This window comes from Flavobacterium sp. KS-LB2 (assembly GCF_036895565.1).
In the GTDB taxonomy this organism is placed as follows: domain Bacteria; phylum Bacteroidota; class Bacteroidia; order Flavobacteriales; family Flavobacteriaceae; genus Flavobacterium.
In genome coordinates, this window is record NZ_CP145904.1 from 2,059,724 (window position 1) to 2,083,423 (window position 23,700).

The 23,700-nt window shown below is 33.6% G+C and carries 19 protein-coding genes; 11 read left to right on the forward strand and 8 right to left on the reverse strand.

What is annotated here, in order from left to right; translation table 11 throughout:
- Positions 1-136 precede the first annotated feature (136 nt).
- The 11 genes from V5J73_RS08770 (at position 137) to V5J73_RS08820 (ending at position 16,279) form a co-directional block, all read left to right on the forward strand.
- Positions 137-274, forward strand: a complete 138-nt coding sequence (locus V5J73_RS08770) for a hypothetical protein (RefSeq protein ID WP_338645077.1) — start codon at positions 137-139, stop codon at positions 272-274.
- Between the two features lie 81 nt (positions 275-355).
- Complete coding sequence (locus V5J73_RS08775; RefSeq protein ID WP_338645078.1) at positions 356-3,742, forward strand: SusC/RagA family TonB-linked outer membrane protein; 3,387 nt, start codon at positions 356-358, stop codon at positions 3,740-3,742.
- 18 nt (positions 3,743-3,760) lie between these two features.
- Positions 3,761-5,212: a RagB/SusD family nutrient uptake outer membrane protein gene (locus V5J73_RS08780; RefSeq protein ID WP_338645080.1), complete on the forward strand. Its 1,452-nt coding sequence runs from the start codon at positions 3,761-3,763 to the stop codon at positions 5,210-5,212.
- A 104-nt stretch (positions 5,213-5,316) separates the two neighbouring features.
- Positions 5,317-6,237: a dihydrodipicolinate synthase family protein gene (locus V5J73_RS08785; protein ID WP_338645081.1), complete on the forward strand. Its 921-nt coding sequence runs from the start codon at positions 5,317-5,319 to the stop codon at positions 6,235-6,237.
- A gap of 28 nt (positions 6,238-6,265) precedes the next feature.
- Positions 6,266-7,441 (forward strand): galactose oxidase, encoded by a 1,176-nt coding sequence (locus V5J73_RS08790; protein ID WP_338645083.1) that lies wholly within the window; start codon positions 6,266-6,268, stop codon positions 7,439-7,441.
- A gap of 72 nt (positions 7,442-7,513) precedes the next feature.
- Complete coding sequence (locus tag V5J73_RS08795; protein WP_338645085.1) at positions 7,514-8,758, forward strand: MFS transporter; 1,245 nt, start codon at positions 7,514-7,516, stop codon at positions 8,756-8,758.
- Between the two features lie 143 nt (positions 8,759-8,901).
- A complete protein-coding gene (locus V5J73_RS08800; protein ID WP_338645087.1) occupies positions 8,902-10,998 on the forward strand; it encodes a GDSL-type esterase/lipase family protein in 2,097 nt (698 codons plus the stop codon).
- Between the two features lie 95 nt (positions 10,999-11,093).
- Positions 11,094-12,326, forward strand: coding sequence for an AGE family epimerase/isomerase (locus tag V5J73_RS08805; protein ID WP_338645089.1), 1,233 nt, complete (start codon positions 11,094-11,096; stop codon positions 12,324-12,326).
- Positions 12,327-12,329: 3 nt separating this feature from the next.
- Positions 12,330-13,451, forward strand: a complete 1,122-nt coding sequence (nagA, locus tag V5J73_RS08810; RefSeq protein ID WP_338645092.1) for an N-acetylglucosamine-6-phosphate deacetylase — start codon at positions 12,330-12,332, stop codon at positions 13,449-13,451.
- A 49-nt stretch (positions 13,452-13,500) separates the two neighbouring features.
- Entirely contained in the window at positions 13,501-15,438 is a 1,938-nt protein-coding gene (gene nagB / locus V5J73_RS08815) for a glucosamine-6-phosphate deaminase (RefSeq protein WP_338645094.1), read from the forward strand.
- 271 nt (positions 15,439-15,709) lie between these two features.
- A complete protein-coding gene (locus tag V5J73_RS08820; protein WP_338645096.1) occupies positions 15,710-16,279 on the forward strand; it encodes a pentapeptide repeat-containing protein in 570 nt (189 codons plus the stop codon).
- A gap of 3 nt (positions 16,280-16,282) precedes the next feature.
- On the opposite strand, the gene V5J73_RS08825 is transcribed toward V5J73_RS08820, so the two are convergent.
- The 8 genes from V5J73_RS08825 to V5J73_RS08860 all read right to left on the reverse strand — a co-directional run bounded on the left by V5J73_RS08825 (position 16,283) and on the right by V5J73_RS08860 (position 23,607).
- Complete coding sequence (locus V5J73_RS08825; protein ID WP_338645098.1) at positions 16,283-16,963, reverse strand: ABC transporter ATP-binding protein; 681 nt, start codon at positions 16,961-16,963, stop codon at positions 16,283-16,285.
- Between the two features lie 2 nt (positions 16,964-16,965).
- A complete protein-coding gene (locus V5J73_RS08830; protein ID WP_338645100.1) occupies positions 16,966-18,222 on the reverse strand; it encodes an ABC transporter permease in 1,257 nt (418 codons plus the stop codon).
- Positions 18,222-19,316, reverse strand: coding sequence for an efflux RND transporter periplasmic adaptor subunit (locus V5J73_RS08835; RefSeq protein ID WP_338645102.1), 1,095 nt, complete (start codon positions 19,314-19,316; stop codon positions 18,222-18,224). Before V5J73_RS08835 ends, V5J73_RS08830 begins: the two co-directional genes overlap by 1 nt.
- Positions 19,317-19,449: 133 nt before the next feature.
- Entirely contained in the window at positions 19,450-19,947 is a 498-nt protein-coding gene (locus tag V5J73_RS08840) for a GNAT family N-acetyltransferase (RefSeq protein WP_338645104.1), read from the reverse strand.
- A gap of 21 nt (positions 19,948-19,968) precedes the next feature.
- Entirely contained in the window at positions 19,969-21,765 is a 1,797-nt protein-coding gene (locus V5J73_RS08845; protein ID WP_338645105.1) for an ATP-binding protein, read from the reverse strand.
- Between the two features lie 10 nt (positions 21,766-21,775).
- Complete coding sequence (locus tag V5J73_RS08850) at positions 21,776-22,228, reverse strand: response regulator (protein ID WP_338645107.1); 453 nt, start codon at positions 22,226-22,228, stop codon at positions 21,776-21,778.
- Positions 22,229-22,255: 27 nt separating this feature from the next.
- Positions 22,256-22,816 carry a helix-turn-helix domain-containing protein gene (locus V5J73_RS08855; protein WP_338645109.1) on the reverse strand — a complete coding sequence of 187 codons (561 nt, stop codon included), beginning with the start codon at positions 22,814-22,816 and terminating at the stop codon, positions 22,256-22,258.
- Positions 22,817-23,013: 197 nt separating this feature from the next.
- Positions 23,014-23,607 (reverse strand): tRNA-(ms[2]io[6]A)-hydroxylase, encoded by a 594-nt coding sequence (locus V5J73_RS08860; RefSeq protein ID WP_338645111.1) that lies wholly within the window; start codon positions 23,605-23,607, stop codon positions 23,014-23,016.
- Between the last annotated feature and the right edge of the window lie 93 nt (positions 23,608-23,700).

The following is a 23,700-nucleotide window of genomic DNA, read 5'->3' on the forward strand; positions in this document are numbered from 1 at the left end:
CTTTTAAGATTATTATCTCTAAATGTATTTTGACTGTATTATTGTCTCTATTGAAATCTTTTTGATAATGATGATTAATCTTCTAAAATAAAGCAAGATTTTAAGATTGCTAACCTATAAAATTACAAAATTGGGAATGCCCTTTTTTATACAATATTCATTTGTCTCCATAAAAAAGCCAGCAGATGCTGGAAACATTGCTGGCTGGTTCTTAATAAAAAGAATTGTAGTTGGAAAACAAATAAATAAACCAAGAAGGAAGAATAATTATTAACCTAACCATTACAAAAGTATGTATTTATTACCAAAAAGCAAGCCGAAAAATTATTGGCTCAGCCCTTCCCTAGGGAAAGCAATGAAATTAACATCCTTATTTCTAGTAGCTTTTACTGCACAAGCATCGGCTTCAGTTGCTTCAAAGACTGTTGTTTTTTTAGAACAACAAAGTATCGTTACAAAAGAAGAAAACAAATTAGGCCTAATCCAAAAGAAAATTACAGGAAAGGTAACTGATGAAAAAGGAGAATCTTTACCTGGAGTAAATATTATTGCTAAAGGCACTACTATTTCAACACAAACCGATTTTGATGGTAATTTTACTATTGAAGTACCGGATACAGTTACAACCCTAGTGGTATCCTATATAGGTCTTCAAGAGCAAGAAGTGACTATTGGAAACTCACCGCTAAGCATTGTACTTAAAGAAGTCGGACAACAAATGAATGAAGTAATTGTTGTTGGTTATGGTTCCCAAAATAGAAGAACCTTAAGTACTTCAGTTTCTAAACTAGATAAAAAAGTATTAGAAAATGTTCCTTATTCTAACGTAACACAAGCATTACAAGGAAACGTTACGGGTTTAGTAGTACGTACTTCTTCTGGACAACCTGGAAAAGCATCAAATATTTTAGTTCGTGGAGGAACTTCTATTGATAATCCAGCAGGAGCAACACCAATGTATATTGTCGATGGAGTTATTAGAACACAAATTGATGATATTAACTCTTCTGATATTGCATCTTTACAAGTATTAAAAGATGCTGCGGCAACCTCCATTTATGGTGCCAGAGCTTCAAATGGGGTTATTATTGTTACCACATCGACTGGTAAAGCTGGCGTGACTAAAATCACTTATAATGTTTCTACTCAAAATAGTCAAATCGGAAAAAAATATGACTTTTTAGATGGCGGGGACTATATTAGACTACAACGCTTAGGTTTGTATAATGCTGCCGAAATAGCAGGACTTACTACAACTACTGGTATTGCCAGATTAGGACAATTAACTGGGGCAACGCCCGCTGGTACAGGTAATAATTTATTATCAAATACACCATTTGCCACTTTATTGAAATCAAATTTATCAGCTACAACAATTCAAGGCTTACAAGCCAAAGGATGGCAAGAAATTGTTGATCCATTAAATGCTAACAATACAATTATGTATAAAAGCACAAATTGGAATGATGTTTTATTTAAAAACGCAATTACCCAAAATCATACTTTAGGTTTTAGTGGAGGTAGTGATAAAGGTGTATTCGATTTAAGTTTAGGTTATTTAAAAGGAGATGGTATCACTATATTTACTGGATACCAACGTTTTACAAGTAAATTAAACGCTTCCTTGCAAGTAGCCGATAACTTTACCTTAAATGGTAGAGTGTTATATTCTAAATCAAGCAATAACCAAGTAGTAGCCAGCAGTGTTGTTTTTAATAGATACTTAGGTAATTCTCCAACAACTAAACTCTATTTAGAGGATGGCACATTAGCTCCTGGGCAGAATAACATTAATGGAAATCCATTATACCAAATGGGTAAAATGAAGGGAATTAATGAGAATAATAAATTACAAATGAGTGTTGATGGTGATCTAAAACTTACTACTGATTTAACGTTTACTCCCTCTTTATCGCTGTATAATGAAAATGAAAACGATAATACTTTCCAACAAGCTTTCTTAAGTGGTAATAATGGTTTAGTTGACAATACTCGTACAGCCACTAGATTAAGTAATCAAATTACTCAATATCAATACGAAGGAGTTTTTACTTACGTTAAAAATTTAGAAACTATAGGAGACTTTCAAGCAAAACTTGGTGCATCTAAATTTGACAGAAGCATAAAAACCTTTAATGCATCTGGAAAAGGAAGTCCTTCTGACCTAGCACAGACTTTAGATTCTTCACCAATACCGGTTTCAGTATATAGTAACAACACAAGATTAATATTGAATAGTGTTTTTGGTCGTGTAAATTACGATTATAAAAGCAAGTATTTTGCAACAGCTTCATTTAGATATGATGGTGCTTCTAGTTTAGGACCGGACAATAAGTATGGCTTTTTCCCTGGATTATCTGTGGGTTGGAATGCACAGGAAGAGAAATTTTGGTCAGTGATGCCTGAAGCCGTTTCTTCTTTAAAACTTCGTGGAAGTTATGGGGTAAACGGAAACTTAGGTACTTTGGGTGATTTCCAAGCAGGTGGATTATATTCTGGATCTGCTAACGGATTCGCTAATAGTTATAATGGTCAATCAGCAATTATCAACTCTCAAATCGCAAACCCAGGTTTAAAATGGGAACAATCTCAAACTTTTAATGCTGGTTTTGATTTAGGTTTTAATCAAGATAGAATTAGATTAATTGGAGATTTTTACAATAAATTAACTTCTGATTTATTAACAAACTTAACGCTTCCTTCTAATAGTGGTTTCTCTACTGTTCTAACGAACTTGGGAGGATTGAGAAGTAAAGGATTTGAATTAGAATTGAATGCCAATGTTTACAATCAAAACGATTTGAAAATTAACTTTGGAGCTAATATCTCTCACAATACAAACGTTATCGAGAAACTTCCATTTAATGGCAATACAAATAACCGAATTGGAGGAACTGAGATCTGGGATAAATCTAGCGGAAGCTATAAATATGTTGGAGGATTACAAGAAGGCAACAAAATTGGTGATTTTTATGCCCACAAACAATTATACATTCTTTCTACTCAAGCAGAGGCAGATGCATACAACCTGTTAGTACATGATAATTATGTTACAAAAACAGGTCTTACTGGAGGTAATCCAACAGGAAAGAAATTCGCTGGTGATGCTGTGTTTGAAGATACAGATAATAATGGCGTAATAGATAGTAGAGATAGAACCTTCATGGGTAATATGTTTCCAAAATTCACAGGTGGTTTTAATTTAAATGCTGAGTACAAAGGATTTTCGTTAGCCGTTAGAACTGATTACTCACTTGGAGCTACAATTTATAATGAAGCGAGAGCACGTTTTGTAGGTCAATTTCAAGGTAATTACGGATTATTGGCTGAAAGCTTACAATCTTGGCAAAAAGAAGGAGACATAACTAATGTTCCTCGTTACCGTTGGGCTGATCAAACCAACCAAAACAACTTATTTAGATCTGAAGCAAGTGGCGCTAGTTATAACAACAATATGTTTCAAGGAAATAGTCGTTATTACGAAAGTGGAGATTACCTATGTTTAAGAGAAGTTACCATCAGTTATACTCTTCCAAAATCAATGATCGAAAAAATAAGATTGACAAACATACGTGTCTATCTTACAGGAAGTAACTTATACTATTTCACCAAATACAGTGGTTTAAATCCAGAAGTTCAAGGTATTGACGGAGGTTCTAGTCTTGGATTACTTGATTCAGGAGCTAAAGGAACTTATCCTGTTCCTAGAAACATTATACTAGGTTTAAATATTGGTTTGTAAATTTTAACAATAAATATCATGAAAAAGAAAATTCTATTATATACAATGCTTTTTACAGGTTTTATAGTACTGAACTCGTGTCAGGATGATTTAGATCTAAAATCTGAAAGTGTAATCACTGCTGCTAATTTTTGGAAAACAGAAGATGATGCTAAAGCAGGCGTAAACGGTATGTACTTTAACTTTAGAACTCAAACCCAACAGAATTACTATTTGTTGGGAGGAGCAAGAAGTGCTGAAATTACTAGTGGTGTTCAATCTCCTCTAACTTTAGCAAATTACTATAACAATAACTTAACTGCACAAAATATTGATGTGGATTGGGCTGGTTTGTATACCGTAATTCATCAGGCAAATTTAGTTTTGAAATATGTTCCTGGAATTCAATTTAGTCCTACAACACTAAATGAGCAAAAGAGATACATTGCCCAAGCCTATTCAATGCGTGCTTTAGCTTATTTCATTATGGCACGTTCTTGGGGTGGAGTACCAATTGTGACAACACCTACAGAAAATACCAATCAAGCTGAATATATTATTCCTCGTAACACTATAGAAGAAGTATTTACTTTTATAAAAGCAGATATCGAATCAGCTCTTGCTAATTTCCCAGATGCAACCAATAATAAAACACAATTGTCATTGGCTTCTGTAAATGCATTAAAGGCGGATGTAAATTTATGGACAGCCAAACAACTAGGTGGCGGAAATACTGATTTAAATACAGCCTTAGCAGCAATTAATGCTATTCCTGCAGGACCCGCTTTATTGCCTAATTTTAAAGATGTTTTTGCTTATACAAATAAAGGAAATAATGAAGTGCTTTTTGCAGTCCGCTATTCTGTTACTGACGTACCTTCTTCCCTATCAGACAACTGGAATTCTTTTATGTTTGTAGGACCTGCTGATTTTGCACCGCTAAGTGCTGCAACGGCTACTGCAACTTTTGGAACTTTAGGTACAGGTGCTGGTAATGCTGGTATTTCGAGAGTACAACCTGATATTACACGATTTAATTTTGCTTCAACTGATACTAGAAAAGCAGCAACTTATTTAACATTGATGAACGGAACTACACCGGTTGTAACTGGATTAGTGAAATACAATGGAACTGTAGATGGAGCAATCAGAAGATTTGTGAGCGATGTAATTATATATCGTTGGGCGGATATTTTGTTAATGAAAGCAGAAATTAAAAATGCTTTAGGCCAAGATCCAACTGCTGAAATGAATCTGGTAATGCAAAGAGCTGATGCTTCTGCATCATTTACAAATGGTAGCCAAGCAGCCAATAATGATATTATTTTAAACGAACGTTTAAAAGAATTAGCATTTGAAGGTAAAGCATGGTGGGATTTAGTACGCTTTAACAAAACAAATTTAGTTCCTTCAATGGCAGGAAAAAAAGTATTATTCCCTATATCGCAAAACACGATTAACTTCAATCCAAAAATTACTCAGAATCCATAAAAAAATTGGATTTATGAAATACAATTTAAATAGTAAACCGGGAATATTTAAGTTCCCGGTCTATTTAAAAACCATAAATAAAAGACAATTTAAAAAAATACCTCATGAAAATTCAACACTTACAAGGACTTATTTCAGCGCCTTTTACACCCTTTGATAGCAATGGAAAATTAGATGTTAGTCTAATTCCTGATTACTATTCTTTTCTAAAACAAAATGGAGTAACAGGCGCTTTTATAAATGGTTCAACAGGAGAAGGAGTTTCTACAACAGTAGCAGAAAAGAAAGCGGTTGCTCAAGCTTGGGCTGATTGTAGTAATCATGATGCCGATTTTAAAGTAATGGCATTTTTAGCTGGTACCTGTCTTGCAGATTGTATCGAATTGGCTAAACATGCTTATGAAATAGGTTTATATGCTGTTTCTTTAACAGGACCTTTTTATTTCAAACCAGCAAATGTTGATGTGTTAGCACAAATTTGTATTGAAGTAGGAAAAGAAGTACCGAACATGCCTTTTTATTACTATCATATTCCAGTATTAACAGGTGTGAATTTTCCAATGTTTGATTTAATTCAAGCCCTAGACGGAAAACTTCCAAACTTTGCAGGTGTAAAATATACACATGAAGATTTCATGGATTTCCAAAGTTGTATGAGCTATGAAAATGGGAAATTCGACATGCTTTGGGGACGTGACGAAAATATGTTATCCGCATTAGTTTTAGGAGCCAAAGGTGCTGTAGGAAGTACTTTCAATTATGCTGCGCCATTGTATTATGATTTAATTGATGCGTTCAATGCCAATAATTTAGTTAAAGCACGTGCTTTACAGCAAAAGGCCATTAATATGATTCGCTTATTAGGGAAATACGGCGGAATCTCTGTAGGAAAAGCGTACATGAAAGTGGTAGGATTGGATTTAGGTGAATTTAGATTACCTGTCAAAAACATGAGTGCTGACCAATTTGAATTATTTAAAAAAGATGTAGAAAGTCTAAATTTTGAAGATTTCAAATCAAAATAGCTAGTTCGCCAATTTCAAAACAAGCACTATGAACAAATCTATTTTTTCCTTAATTTTTATATCCCTTATTATGTCAACAACTGATGCATTTTCTCAAAAAACAGATGTAAGCCACATCGAATGGAAAACGGCAGCCCAATTACAAAATGAAGACGGAACTCTTTCTCTAGGCTTCGCAGGAGCTATAAACGGACTAAGTAATGATATTTTTCTTGTAACTGGTGGTGCAAATTTTCCTGATAAAATGCCTTGGGAAGGAGGAAAAAAAAGCTATTCAAAAGTGATTCACGTATTACAAAAATGCAAAGATCAATTTACTTGGATTAAAGATGTAAAAAGTGTACTACCAGAAGCTATCGCTTACTGTGGAAGTACATCCACAGATTTAGGCGTAGTATATGTAGGTGGCGAAAATGAAAATGGGCTTTCTAATAAATCGTATCTCTTAAAATGGAATGCAGACCTGAAAGAAGTTGAAATAAAATCGTTACCAGATTTCCCTTTAACAATAGCAAATATAGCGCTGACCCACATTGGCAATGTAGTCTATGCAGTTGGCGGTGATGAGGCAAAACAATCTTCTGACTTTTTTACAAGTCTAGATTTAAATGATACAAAACCAGCGTGGAAAACATTACCCAAATTACCTTTGGCTTTAGCCAATGCAGTAGTAATTGCACAAAAAGGAAAAAATGGAACTAACATTTATGTTTTAGGAGGAAGAACAAAAACACCTTCAGGAATAAGCGATTTACACAATACCACTTTTGTTTTTAATATAAAGAAACAAAGTTGGGAGAGTGCCGCAACAATCTCGGATGGGAAAAAAAGTACAAACTTTTCAGCTGGAGCTGGAGTAGCTGTTGGATCGCACTCTATTTTAATTGTTGGTGGAGATAATGGTATTATTTTTAATAAAATTGAAACCTATTTATCCCAAATTACCCAAGCAGAATCTCCTGTACAGAAAGAAAACCTCATCGCTGAGAAAAATAAGTTAGTAATAAATCATCCCGGATTCTATAATGGAATTTTATTATACAACACACTAACAGACCAATGGTCAAAAGTGGGTGAATTACCTTTTCTGCCTCAGGTTACGACTCCGGCTCTTATTTGGGATAAAAAAATAATCCTATCAAATGGAGAAATAAAACCAGGAGTTCGCACCCCTGCAATAATGTTGGGCACAATTAAAAAATAAAAGTAAATAGTTTAATCTATTATTTCTTCCCCAAAATAGCAGATAAAACTTGAAAATAAAGCAAATTTAAACATGAAAGAATCAAAATATTATCCTTGGATTGTTGTAGGCTTACTATGGATCGTCGCATTGCTAAACTATATGGACAGACAAATGCTGGCAACAATGCGTCCTTCAATGGAAACAGATATTCCTGAATTAGTATCTGGTGAAAACTTTGGACGATTAATGGCAATATTTCTTTGGATTTATGCTTTAATGAGCCCTATATCTGGTATTATAGCTGACAAATTAAACAGAAAATGGCTAATTGTAGGTAGTTTATTTGTGTGGTCAGCAGTAACGTATGCAATGGGATATGCAACAACTTACAATCAGGTATATTGGTTAAGAGCTTTGATGGGAGTAAGTGAAGCGCTGTATATTCCAGCAGGTTTATCACTTATAGCCGATTACCATCAGCAAAAAACAAGATCTCTTGCCATTGGTATTCATATGACTGGACTTTATGTGGGTTCTGCATTAGGAGGTTTTGGAGCTACCATCGCAGCTACTTATTCTTGGCATACTACTTTTCATTATTTTGGAATAATTGGCGTTTTTTATGCTTTTGCTTTGGCTTTCTTTTTAAGAGAGAAAAAAATTGGTCAAATAAAAACTACTGATTCTGATTTGATAGTAACAAATGAAAAAAAATCGCTCTTTAAAGGCTTAGCTTTATTATTTACTAACATCTCTTTCTGGGTTATCTTATTCTATTTTGCCATAATAAGTTTACCAGGCTGGGCTACAAAAAACTGGTTGCCTACCCTATTTTCAGAAAACTTAGGAATTCCAATGGAAGAGGCAGGTCCTATAGCAACTATCGCCATCTCCTTTTCATCTTTATTAGGAGTGATTTTCGGTGGTATTTTATCAGATAAGTGGGTTCAAAAAAATATAAAAGGTAGGGTTTATACTAGCGCGATTGGTCTGAGTTTAACGATTCCAGCTTTGTTGCTAATTGGTTTTGGAGATTCCTTATTCAATGTGGTAGGTGCTGCACTTTGCTTCGGTATTGGATACGGAATGTTTGATGCGAATAACATGCCTATTATATGTCAGTTTGTTTCTTCAAAACACCGGGCAACGGCCTATGGCGTTCTAAATATGACTGGAGTTGGTTGTGGTGCATTAGTAACTTCGCTTTTAGGTAAATCCTCGGATAGTGGGACTTTAGGCTCGGGTTTTGCTTTGATGGCAGGAGTTGTTATAATTGCATTAGTAGTTCAAATCAGTTTTCTGCGTCCAAAAGTGAATGATTTTGTCGATGCCTAAAATACACTAGTATCTTTTACTAAGTTCAAAATTTGTTTTAAGTTGGTTTTTGGTTTTTATCTGTTAAGGCGGAAGCTAGTGTTCCGCCTTGCGGATAATTTATGCCCATTTTTAATAATTTCTGAAAAAAAAACATGAACACAATGAAAAGGAATCTATTTTTAGTAGTCTTTTTGATTTCAATAATCATTCATTTTGAGTCATTTGCACAAAAAACAAAACTCAAGGTAGCTTGTATTGGAGATTCCGTTACAGCGGGTTATCTCTTGTCTGATGCTACAAATGAATCCTATCCTTCGCAACTTCAAATCTTGATGGGCGGACAATATGAAGTGAAAAATTTTGGATATAGTGGAGCAACACTTTTGAAAAAAGGAAGCACCCCATACTTCAAAACCAAGGAATGTGCTGATGCTATTGCATACAGACCTGATATTGCAATTATTCATTTGGGATTAAATGATACAGATCCACGAAATTGGCCGAATTACAATGCCGAATTTGATGCAGATTACACTTGGTTAATAGACATCTTAAAAAAACAAAATCCGGCAGTCAAAATTTACATCTGTCGATTAACTCCCATATTTAATGAGCATCCTCGGTTTAAATCGGGAACCAGAGATTGGTTTTGGCAAATTCAATCTCATATCCCCAACATTGCAAAAGCAAATCAAGTTGGTTTAATTGATTTGCATGAAAAGTTATACCATCGTCCCGATCTTTTTCCTGATGCTTTACATCCAACGAAAGAAGGAGCAACTATTCTGGCCAAAACCGTTTATGAAAACATCACTCAAAATTATGAAAGATTAAAATTAGCAGCTGTTTTCACCGACAATATGGTTTTGCAACGCAATCAAACTATTCCAGTTTATGGAACAGCTAATGGAGGTGATACCATAGAAGTAACTTTTAAACAACAAAAAAAGAACGTCATTGCCGACGAATATGGAAAATGGAAAATTATTTTCCCTGCCATGACACAAGGCGGACCTTATGAAATGACTATTCAATCTAAGGAAGCAAAAATTGCTTTGAAAAATATTCTGGTTGGGGATGTTTGGTTTTGTTCCGGACAATCCAATATGGCATTTCAGCTTCAAAATTCAGAAAATGGTTCGGCAGAAGTAAAAAAAACAATCGCTAATACTACTATCCGATTATTTAATGCCAAACCGATTCGTGAAACTGATGAAACGGCTTGGGATGCTGCTACTTTGTTAAAAACCAATCAGCTACAGTTCTTTTCTGGAAATTGGTCAGTATGTGATTCAACAAGTACCAAAGATTTCTCGGCCATTGCTTATTACTTTGGTAAAAACATTGCCCATGAAGAAAATGTACCTGTGGGTTTAATTCAAGTTGCCGTTGGCGGATCACCAATAGAATCTTGGATTGACAGATACACCTTGGAACACGACGATAAAGTAGTTGATGTATTAACCAACTGGCGTAAATCGGATTTCATCATGCCATGGGTCAGAGAACGTGCCAATGTAAATTTGAAAAATGCTGAAAATGTTAAACAACGTCATCCCTATGATCCTTGTTACAATTTTGAAGCTGGAGTGGAAGCCTTTACAAAATTTCCAATAAAAGGCGTGATTTGGTACCAGGGTGAAAGCAATGCCCATAATGTTGACTTATATGAACATCTCATGCCAAAATTAGTCGGAAGTTGGCGCAAAGCTTGGGACACTAACCTACCCTTCTATTATGTTCAATTATCAAGTATAGATCGACCAACTTGGCCCGCATTCAGAGATATGCAAAACAGATTGCAAAACAAAATACCAAATAGCCATATGGCAATTAGTATGGATTATGGCGATTCTATAAATGTGCATCCCATTAAGAAAAAAGAAGTCGCCGATCGTTTAGCACTTTTGGCCTTGCGTTACACCTATGGAAAAGCTATACTAGCGAATGGTCCTGTTGTTTTAAATGCCATACAGCAAGGAGAAAACATTATAGTTTCATTTGCTTTTGCAAAACAATTATCTACTTCAGACAAAAAAAAACTAATTGGCTTTGAAATAGTAAACGACAAGGGAATTCACATCCAAACCAAAGCAACTATCGTGAAAAACCAAGTATTAATTATTATCCCGAAAGATGAAAAAATAAAAACAGTTTTATATGCATGGAAACCTTTCACTAAAGCCAATTTAGTGAATGAAGCAGGACTTCCATGTTCCACTTTTAAACTCGAATTGAGTCCTGCCACTGAAAACTAAAAAAAGTCAAATCCATTATTTATTGACTAAACGAGATAAAAAAATAACATCTAGTACAACATAAAAAATACTAGTTACAAAACATATATTAAAAAATGAGCTATTCAAAAACAGATCTTCTCAGCTTACAAGATTTTTATCAGAATCAATTACTAAATGATACCGTACCATTTTGGTTTCCACGTTCTATTGATACCGAGTTTGGAGGTTATTTATTAATGCGTGATCAAGATGGAAGTTTGATTGATGATGACAAAGCCGTTTGGATACAAGGCCGCGCCGCTTGGTTATTGGCTACACTTTACAATACAGTCGAACCAAAACAAGAATGGTTAGAAGGTTCTAAGACAGGTATCGATTTTTTAAACAACTACTGCTTTGATACCGATGGACGAATGTTTTTTCACGTAACACGCGACGGACAACCCATACGCAAACGCCGTTATTACTTTTCGGAAACCTTTGCAGTTATTGCAATGTCTGCTTATGCAAAAGCTAGTGGAGATGAAACGGCTGCTGAAAAAGCCCGATTTCTATTTGGAAAATGTATTGAATACTCAACAAATCCCAATTTATTAGAGCCTAAATTCACTGCTACCCGACCTTCCAAAGGAATTGGAACTCCTATGATTATGATAAACACGGCACAACAGTTAAGGGAAAATATTGGCGACCCGCGGTGTGATGAATGGATTAGCACATGGATAAAAGAAATTGAAAGTGATTTTGTAAAAGATGATATCAAATGTGTGATGGAACAAGTAGCACCAGATGGTTCTATTATCGATCACATTGATGGCCGTACCTTGAATCCTGGACATGCTATTGAAGGAGCTTGGTTCATCTTGCACGAAGCAAAATATAGAAATAATGATCCACATTTAATGGCATTAGGTTGTAAAATGCTCGACTATATGTGGGAACGCGGATGGGATAAAGAAAATGGAGGAATATTATATTACCGTGATGTCTATGAAAAACCCGTTCAGGAATACTGGCAGGATATGAAGTTTTGGTGGCCTCATAACGAAGTAATTATTGCAACGTTACTAGCCTATACCATAACAGGCGATGAAAAATATGCAACATGGCACAAAATGGTACATGATTATGCATACAGCAAATTTCATGATGCAGCAAACGGAGAATGGTTTGGGTATTTACATAAAGACGGAACTATTGCCCAAACAGCTAAAGGAAATATGTTCAAAGGACCGTTTCATTTACCAAGACAGGAATGGTACTGTTTGCAAATACTCAATGAGTATTTAGAAAACAACAAGAATGTTATCAGTGATAAATTAGATAAAACACATTTGAAATTATAAAAAATGAAACAAGCTATTGTTAACGGAATTGTGCATACTGGCGAAGAAATAAATAATGACGTCATTATTATAGAAAATGGAATAATTATTTCTGTTCAAAAAGAAGTTCCAAAAACTATTCCTCTAATTGATTTGCAAGGAAAACATATTTCTGCTGGCTTCATAGACATCCAAATAAATGGTGGAGAACGACTTTATTTTAGCCAAACTCCAGCAGAAAAAACCATTCAAGATATTTATGAAACCAGTTTAAAATATGGTACTACTCATGTGCTTCCATGCTTGATATCTTCCTCCAGAGAAACCATTCTTCAAGGGATTGAAGCTATTCGCAATTATAAAGCAAAACACAATAACGGAGTCTTGGGAATGCATCTTGAAGGGCCTTTTTTGAATCCTTTAAAACGCGGTGCGCATAGTCTTAATCAGGTTCGTAAACCTACTAATTCTGAATTAGAAGAAATCATTAGATATGGTAAAGAGGTTATAAAAGTAATCACAATCGCACCGGAATGTTTTACAGACGAGCAGTTGGACATGCTGTTAGAAAGCGGCATTGTTATTTCGGCAGGCCATTCGACGATGACCTATAAAGAAGCGCAGTATTATTTTTCTAAAGGGATTAAATTAGTAACCCATTTATTTAATGCCATGACTCAATTTAGTCATCGAGAACCTGGTTTAGTTGGTGCAACATTCGAAAATCAAGACGTTTTTGCTCCTGTTATTTTAGATGGTGCACATTGTGATTATGCTGCAGCAAGAGTCGCATATAAATTAAAAAAAGATAAATTCTTTTTAATCAGTGATGCTGCGTTTTTAGGGCGCAAAGTTGCTAGTTTTAAATGGGAAAATTTTGATGCTCATCTTGAAAATGGTTTTTACAGAAATGAAGAAGGCAATCTAGCCGGAGCCAGCATTTCGATGGAAGAAGCGGTTCAAAATGCTTTCAATCATTTGAATGTTTCAGCAGATGAAGCTATCAAAATGGCTACTTGTCGCGTTGCAAGTGCTATTAATATGGATCATCAATTGGGGAAAATAAAATCCGGATTCCCGGCAAGTTTTGTCACATTCAATGATAATCTGTCAAAAATAGAAACGTTAAACTATAATCCGATTTAGATAATCTACATAAAAAAATAACTACACAACTAACTCAAATAACAATACAATGAAAAGTGTTTTAGAAATTAAACCTGACATCAGTTACAAAAGTGCTGGTAAATTTGAAGAAACCAGATTTGAAAAAATTCACAATGAGATTTTTAAAAATTCGGTTGAAGCTTCAAAAATTGTTGCTCAAGAAATAGCCACATTAATTAGATCCAAACAAACCAAAAATAAACCTTGTATACTTGGTTTGGCTACAGGTTCATCTCCTATAAAAGTCTATGAAGAGTTAGTTCGAATGCATAAAGAAGAGGGACTTAGCTTTAGTAATGTAGTAACTTTCAATTTGGATGAGTATTATCCAATGACAAAAGAAAATAACCAAAGCTATCATTATTTCATGCATCAGCATCTTTTTAATCATATTGATATTAAACCCGAAAATATAAATATTCCAGACGGAACGGTTGCGATTGATGAATTGAATCAATATTGCGTTGATTACGAAATGAAAATAAAAAATGCCGGAGGACTTGATTTCCAATTATTGGGAATTGGTCGTACGGGACACGTAGGTTTCAATGAACCGGGATCTCACATCAATTCAGGAACTCGAATCATTACTTTGGATCATATTACAAGAGTAGACGCATCTTCTGATTTTAATGGTATTGATAACGTTCCTAAAAGAGCGATTACGATGGGCGTTTCTACTATTTTGAGATCCAAAAGAATTGTATTAATGGCTTGGGGACAAAATAAAGCATCCATTATAAAAAGAACTATCCAAGGAGAAATAAGTCCCGAAGTTCCTGCAACTTTTTTGCAAAATCACGCGAATACCACTTTCGTTTTAGACCAATCGGCAGCTTCCGAATTAACTCGATTTGAAACACCATGGTTAGTTGGAGAATGCATTTGGACACCAGAATTAAAAAACAAAGCTATTGTTTGGCTTTGCCAAGAAACAAAACAATCGATATTAAAACTGACTGACAGAGATTACAACAACAATGGAATGTCGGATCTTTTGGCACAAGAAGGATCTGCTTATGATTTGAATATTAATATGTTCAATGAATTGCAACATACCATAACGGGATGGCCGGGAGGAAAACCCAATACGGATGATTCCCACAGACCTGAAAGAGCTAATCCTGCCAAAAAAAGAATCATCCTTTTTAGTCCACATCCTGATGATGACGTGATTTCTATGGGAGGAACTTTTTCGAAATTAATAAAACAAGGTCATGATGTTCATGTCGTGTATCAAACTTCTGGAAACATTGCCGTTACAGATGATGAAGCACTGAAATTTGCCGAAGTTTGCAATGATTTTATTGGAGAAACCGATTGTAATATTGATTTTCCTGCGGTAATCAATTTCATAAACAGCAAAAAAGAAAATCAAATTGATTCTCTTGAAGTTCGAAAATTAAAAGGTCTCATCAGACGTCGTGAATCCTATGCTGCAACAAGATACATTGGATTACAAGATGAAAACACACACTTTTTAGACCTTCCTTTTTATGAAACTGGTCGCGTAAAGAAAAGCCCATTGGGTAATGAAGATATAGCCATAGTTGCAGCCATTATTGCCAAAATAAAACCGCATCAGGTTTTTGCAGCAGGTGATTTAGCGGATCCACACGGTACGCATGAAGTTTGCTTGAATGCCATATTTGCTGCCTTGAAACAATTAAAACCAGAACCTTACATGAATGATTGTTGGTTATGGCTGTATCGCGGTGCTTGGCATGAATGGGACATTCACGAAATAGATATGGCTGTTCCTTTAAGTCCTGACGAAGTTTTATTAAAAAGACATGCTATTTTGTACCACCAATCCCAAAAAGATAGAGTAATGTTTCAAGGAAACGACTCCAGAGAATTTTGGGTTAGAGCCGAAGATCGCAACAAAAATACCGCAAAACTATATGACGATTTAGGCTTGGCTGAATATGAAGCTATTGAAGCTTTTAAACGTTTTGATTATTAAAATAGAATAGGAAGATCGAAATATTACAAAATAAAATCACTCCTATTTATCAGCTACACCAAAACCCTAAATAATTTAAATTTAATTATTTAGGGTTTGTTTGTATAATTAATCAAATATCTACCATCAAATACTATCTCTAGTACCTATGTACCGTTGAACAAAAATCTTTTAAAAACATTTTTTTCAAATTCTGAATTGTATAGCTATAGAATTTTGTTTCTTTGTTTCTGCAAAATAATTGCCTAAAACTTGAATTTAAAACCTATAAATGGCAGAATATCTTTTAGACATTGAGTACAAAGACATTACGTACCACGAGGAGGAAGTCAATTTTAAGGAATTTGAATGCTGTACGTTTACTAATTGTAATTTCTCCCAATGTACATTTCTAGCAGTAACTTTTATTGACTGTACTTTCAATGATTGTACCTTTTCTAACGCCAAAATAAATTATGTAGCCTTTAGGACTGCAACTTTCAATCGATGTGAAATCAAAGAAGTCAATTTTGCCATGTGCGATAAATTAATCTTCGAAATCGCTTTTAATGATTGTATTTTAGATTTCTGTAAATTTTATACTTTAAAAATTAAAGGAACAAAATTCACTAATTGCAGTATTATTGCGGTAGATTTTATGAGTACAGATTTGACCGAAGTCATTTTTGAAAACTGTGACTTATACCGTTCTGAATTTGAAAAAGCAATTGCTAATAAAGCTGATTTTACAACAAGCTACAATTATACAATCGACCCTAAAACAACTAAATTAAAGAAAGCTGTATTTGCTTTGGAAGGACTAAAAGGATTGCTCTATAAACATGAAATTATAGTTAGATAGTACTCAAGAAATTATTTTTCCATCTTCCATAGTAATAATTCTATTTGTTTTTTTGGCAAAATCAGTGTCGTGGGTAACTACCAACAAAGTCTGATTGTGTTCTTGTGTCAGTTCATTAAAAATATCAAAAACTAAGTCACTGTTTTTTTTGTCTAAATTCCCTGTAGGCTCATCTCCCATAATAATTAACGGATCGTTTATTAAAGCACGCGCAATTGCCACACGCTGTTTTTGTCCGCCACTCAACTGATTTGGCATTTTTAATGCCTGGTCTTGCATATCGAGTGTTTTTAAATGTTCCATGGCACGATATTCTAATTCTTTATCCGAATATTTCGCTAATTTCATCCCCGGCAGCATTACATTTCTCAGTACATTGTATTCTGCTAACAAGTAATGAAACTGAAATACAAAACCTATTTTTTCATTTCTAATTAATGCTAATTCAGTGTCAGTCTTCCTTGTAAGCAGTTCGTTATGAATCAATATTTTACCGTCATAGTCCGTATCCATTGTAGAGAGCAAATACAATAACGTCGATTTTCCACAGCCTGATTTACCAACTATTGAAACAAACTCACCATGATCAACACTCATGCTAATCTCCTTTAAAACCTGAAATTTTACAGGATCATAAAAATATTTACTGAGGCCAATTGTCTCTAAAACAGTATTATTTTCCATTGTTATTTTCCTCTGATAATTTCTACTGGATCTACTTTACTAGCTTTTAAAGCAGGAAAAAGTCCAGCAATGGTCGTTGTAAATAATGCAAAAGTAATCCCGATACCATAAAATATAGGATTGTAATTAATAGGATAGGTTTTCACCGTGGGTAACGAAGCCGTTTCAAACGGAATAACATCTATAATAGAAGAAAAAATATAACCAAACAACAAACCAAACAATCCACCAGCAAGACCTATGATTATAGAAAGCGAAACAAAAATCCATTTCACATCATTACCGGAAAATCCGGTAGCTTTCAAAATCGCAATACTGTCCATTTTCTCATAAATCATCATGTTCAAAATATTATAAATTCCAAAACCAGCAACAATCAACAACACTACTCCAACAGAATAGGAAATGATGCTTCGCACCGTACTACCGGTTTCAAACTGTGAATTTGCGGTTTGATAATCAATTGTATCCAGATTAAAGGTATCCTGAAACTCTTTTGCAACAGCAGGTGCTGCAGTTTTATCGTATAAATTCAACTGAATGTCAGTGATATAATTTGTAGGTTCTCCCAATATTTTTTGGGCTGTCGCCAAAGAGGTATAACTCATCACATTATCGATTTCAGCAATACCTATTTCTGAAATACCTACAATTTTTAGCGAAGCCAAATTCCCTTTAGAAGTGGTAATCTTGATGATATCTCCTTTCGAAAGCAGCATTTTATCTGACAAACCTTTCCCAATGATAATACTGTTATTCTGAAGCAAATCAGCTACTTTTCCTTCTATGATATAATCACTTATTTTAAATAATTTATCTTCCGATAAAACATCAATTCCATTAATTATTCCAGAAATTTCGATGGTTCCCGAATTAAAAAAAACTGGCGAAGTAACCTTTGGAGCAACATCAATCACGCGCGAATCTTGTTTTAAAACTGCTAAAATAGTTTTGCTGTTGTAAATGGATTTTCCACGATCTTTAGGTTTAATCGACCGAATAAAATTATTGCTCTTCTTGAGCGCAACTGACAAAAATACGGGTTGATTTTCGGAAGGTTTAATTTCGTTATACAGCAGTACATGAGGTGTTCTGTTGAGCATTAAACCATCTAATAAGTCATTTAAACCATTCATAAAACTAACCAAAGCAATAAACATAGCAATACTAAAAGTTACTCCGATAGCAGCAACAATCGTTTGCTTCAATCGCGCCCGAAGCAAATGCAATGCAATGTTTAAAATAAGTTTAAAGTTCATTATTTTGGTTTATAAATCGTTTCTTCGGCGGTTAATCCCGATACTATTTCCACTTTTTGATAATCGCTTAAACCGGTTTTCACTTCGCGTTTTTCATCTTCATTTACTAAAACATACTTGCCTTCTACTAAATATGTTTTCGGAATTGTGATGGCATTATTCTTTATCTGAATGATAATATTTGCTTCAGCGGTAAGATTTGGGTAGAGTTTTTGGGGTGGTTTTATAAAATGTGCCTCGATTTTAAAAGTACGGGAGCGCTCCTCCATTATTGGGTAAATTTTATCAATGACTGCATCAAAAACCTGTCCTTTGTAGCTATCCATTGTCACGAGTACTTTTTGACCAGTTCTCACACGAACCATGTCGTTTTCGTCTACTTCAAGTTCCAGTAAAAAGGAGTTTTTCTGTCCAATAATTGCCAAAGGAGTTTGAGAAGTAACTACTGTTCCTTCTTTAACTAACACATCAAATAGTTGTCCAGAAAAGGCGCTTTTAATGCTAAAATCATTTTGGAATTTCTGATTGATTTTTAGGTTGACACTATTTCTGCTTTGGTCATTTTTTAATTGTACTTTGAGTTGTGACAATTGTTTTTTGGCCGATTCATAATTAATTTTAGAACTTTTATAGGCTAATTCGACTCTTTCAAAATCAACTTCGGAAATTCCTCCCTGATTCTTAATGTTTTTATTTCGATTGTAAATAGATTCATCTAAAGTCAATTTGTCTCTGCTTGCTTGGGCTTTCATTTCCATTTCGGCAATTTTATCCTGAATGTAACGGCTACTTTCCAAACTTAGTTGATACGCTAATCGAGCATTCTCTGTATTTAGCTCCGCTTTATCACTTTCAAATTCAAATAATAGTTGCCCTTTAGTAATAGATTGTCCAGCTGTAACATTTACTTTCAGTAATGTACCATTTACGGTGGCGTAAACCGTGTACTGCCCATCTGCTTTTATAACTCCAGAAGCATAAACACTCTCCGTAACTGCTCCAACTGTTGGTTTGATTGCTTCTGTTTCATTTTTGGAACATGAAAGCAAATTAAGAACTAACAAATAAAATAGGGATTGTAATTTAAAACTCATTTCGCTTCTCTTTTTACTTTATCGTTTGGTACAAATTCTTTATATAAATATACGACAAATCCATGTTGAAGTTAGATTCATTTTAGTAAAATTATTCGCTAAAAGTGTATGAAAACAAAGAAATTGTGGTAGGTTATAACTTTTTTTCCATTCTGTAGTCTTCCATTTTATAGCCATGATCCAATTCAATATCTTCTTCGAAAATGACTTCAAATCCTATTTTTTTGTAAAATGTGATGGCTTTATTGAATTTATTCACATTTAATGAAACGACAACTGAATGATTTTCCTTGGCAAGGTTTTCAATGGCATTAATCAACAATTTCCCTGCCCCTTTTCCTTGTGCTTCCGGTAGCAAATAGATTTTGTGCAGGCGAGTGCATTTATCGTTTTGATAGTTGTGTTCATACGAAGCAAAACCTAGGCAAACTGTACCTTCACGCACCAATATAAAACGATGTCCTTTTTGGTTTAAATTTTGAAGTAGGGTTTGCTCAGAGTAAAACAAATCGAGCATGTAATTTATTTGCTCTTTTGACAAGATAGAACCATACGTATTGGGCCAGGATTTATACGCAATCTCTTGAATTATTTTAAAGTCTTGTATAGTGGCTTCAGCTAGTAATAACATGGTATTTGTTGGTTCTAATTATTAAAGTAACTCTACTTTTGGAATAAAAATATAAAATTTAGCCCCTGCGTTTGGTTTTGATTTAACTTTCATAAATCCATTGTGGTTCTCTACAATTCTACTACAAATAGCTAGACCAAGTCCTGTCCCTGAATATTTAGGATTGGTTTCTAAGCGCTTGAACAATAGGAATACTTTATCTGCATATTCTTGTTTGAAACCAATTCCATTATCTGAAATTACAATCTTATAATAATCCTTTTTATTGGCAATTTTATAATTCTGTTTTTCTTTATCCGTTATTTTATTAGAAGTAATACTGATTTTAGGAGCAATATCTTCTTTACTATATTTGAGAGAATTTGAAATTAAATTGATAAAAAGCTGTTTAACCTGAAAAGGTATCGCTTTAATTGTGGGCAAATTTCTTATTTCAATACTGGCGTTTTTATCTTCAATATTAGAAGACAAATCTTGAAGTATCTCTTCTATAACTTTATTCAAATTCGTTTCTACAAAAACTTTATCACCTTTTATTGTTCTGGAATAATTCACTAAATCCATTAATAGTGTCTGCATTCTATTAGCCGTTAGCCGAATTTTAGAAAAATAGTCTTTTCCTTGTTGGGAAAGCAAATTCAATTCTTTTTCTTCTAATCTAGAAATAAACATTTGAATCTTACGAAGTGGTTCCTGCAAATCGTGACTTACAATATTATTAAAAGCCTCGAGTTCTGTATTGATATATTTAAGTTCTTTATTGTTTTCCTCTAATTCAAGTGTTTTCTTGTATTGACTTGTAATGTCATAGTTCACCCCTATTTTTACTAACTCACCACTGCCATTGGTAGTAAAACTTCCAACACCCATAATATATTTAATATCTCCACTTGGAGTCAAAAATCGAAAGACCATAGAGGTAGATTGATGATTTACTAACGAATCAGTATGTATTTTAGTAACATACGCTAAATCATCTGGATGAATGTATTTAATTGTATTTTCTATATTCGGTTCAAATGCATTGGGTTCAACACCCATTAACCGATAAAGATTATCTGAAAAAGTGTACATACTAGTCTCTACATTGACCATCCAATGTCCAAAACCTGCTGTCATTTCAGCAGTATTATAGGACTCATTCAGTAATTTTAACTGGTCATTTGCCTTTTTGAGTTCATCAATATCAACATTCATTTTTTGAAACGAAAGCAATAATATCAATAGGGAAAGAATTACTAATAAAAAAGCGGTAATGATAGAATCTTGTAATTCAAATTGATGATTATTATTTTGAAATTCTGTTTTTGTGCTTTCAGAAAATATTATTTTAGTCACAAAGGATTTCATACTTTCGGTAACCTTACTGCTCTCCAATAACATTGCATTTATTGCTTCTGGTGTAGCATTATTACTTTGTGCAAGAAGTAAAGTTCGCCTGAATAATTTGAATCTAAGATCAATAAGTTTTTTTAACTTACCTATATCATTGTTTCTAATGCTATCATTTGCGGTTAAAAGCTTAAGCTTTGTAATACTTTCTTCGATTTTACCTCTACTTAAAAACCGATCTTCTATATAGGCATCTTCTTTTGTGATGATGTAGCTTCGTAGGCTTGTATCGTAATTACTGATTACGGATAACAGTTTTTCTAATTCAAGTTGTGTTTGATTTGAATTCGCAATTAATTCAACCGTTGAATCTAGTTTTTTCATTTGGGAATAAAACATCGAGGCTATATAACAAACTACAACAATGGCAATAGCTAAAGCTATTTTAAATACTTGTGAGTTTTTATATAGTCCAAGAATTTTCATTTATTCCTTATTAAATGCTAAAGAAAAAAGTTTCAATATTTAATCCTGAGGTATGAAATTGCCAATTCATATTTACAACTTCCTTGATTACTTTTTTTAATTTAGAAAAATCATTGGGTTTTTTAATGTAGATATTTGCACCTTCAATAAAAGTATCTTCAATATCTTTTTCTGATGAAGAGGTCGAATATATGGCAATCGAAACATCTTTAAAACGAGTGTTTGATCTGATTTCTTTCAAACAGTCTATTCCTGTTTTTCCTGGCATATTTAAATCTAAAAACAAAACATGAGGCAACTTAATCTCAGGTTGTACTAAATAATCCATTAGATCATTACCATCTTTAAAGAGAGTCAACTTATTATTCATTTTTAGCTCTTGTATAGCTTCACTAAAAAAAGTGCGATCATCTTCATCATCGTCAGCCAAAAGAATATGCATTGAATCTTGGTGTGTAATCATAAAATATGGGGTGTTTTTATAATTTTATTAATCATTATTAGATAACTCTCTTTTTTTACCTACTATTCTCTTAAACATTGAAGGCGTTAATCCAGTCACTTTTTTAAATTGAGTGGACAAATACGCAACACTACTATAGTTTAACTCATGAGAAATTTCGGTTAACGTAAGTTTCTCTTCAATTATAAGTTTTTTGGCTCTTTCAATCTTTTGAATAATAATAAAATTCTCAATAGATGTAAATGTGTATTCCGAAAAAACATTGGTAATATAACCGTATCTAAAATTCAGTTTGTCCGATAAATATTGAGAAATGGTAATGTTTGGAAATTTCTCTTTTTCATAGACAATCTCAACGATAGCGTCTTTAATTTTTTGGATTAATTGTCCTTTAGGATTATTAATAATCTGAATACCATACTTTGTCAAACCAACTTGAAGTTCTTCCAAAACATCTTCAGAAATAGGATCTCCAATTTCAATTTGTCCTAAATCCAACAGTTGATATTTAATATCAAATTTTTCTAATTGTTCTTGTAATATTGCCTTACATGCAATATTTCCATCATAATTAAAATTGAGTTTCATATCAATAAACAAGTGTTAAAGTTAAAATTAAACGATAAATGTAAATCAAAAAATATTAATCTGGTAACAAATCATTTACTTTAAATACAAAACACTGCCTTGTTTTAAGGGATCCAATATAAACAACTGATTACTAAGTCTCTTAAATGAAACCCTATTTATTAAAAATCACAACGAAAAATATGTGCTAATAAAAATCATCCATGAATTGTTTCGTTTTTACCGTAATTTTTTATAATATTTTCTTCAAATTCAAGCCATTCTCTCCAACGCTTTTCAACGTCAATTCCTACGCCGTATTTTCTTGCGTAAGTAATAAAAGTGGTGTAATGTCCCGCTTCACTCTCCATCAAATCTCTATAAAAAACAGCTAATTCTTCATCTTGAATGTTTTCCGAAAGCACTTTGAAACGTTCACAACTTCTAGCTTCTATCATCGCTGAAAACAATAACCGTTCCACTAAACTAGAAACTCTGCTTCCATCACTGCTTTTTTTCATGTATAAATACAATTCATTTACATATTCATCTTTGCGCTCTCGTCCCAATTTCAAGCCACGTTTAATTATAATGTTGTGAACTTGCTCAAAATGATCAATTTCTTCTTTGGCCAAAGCCAATAAATCCTTCACTAAATCTTGATGTTCTGAATTGTTTGTTATAATAGTGATTGCATTTGTAGCTGCTTTTTGTTCACACCAAGCATGATCTGTCAAGATTTCTTCAATGTTTTTTTCTACAATATTAACCCATCTTGGATCAGTTGGTAATTTTAATCTTAGTACAGACATTACAAAATTTGTTTAAAGTTTGAAAAAAGTTTAAGGTTTAAAGAAAAAGGTTTAAAATTAAAATTCAGAAACCAATGCATTATTTAAATACCT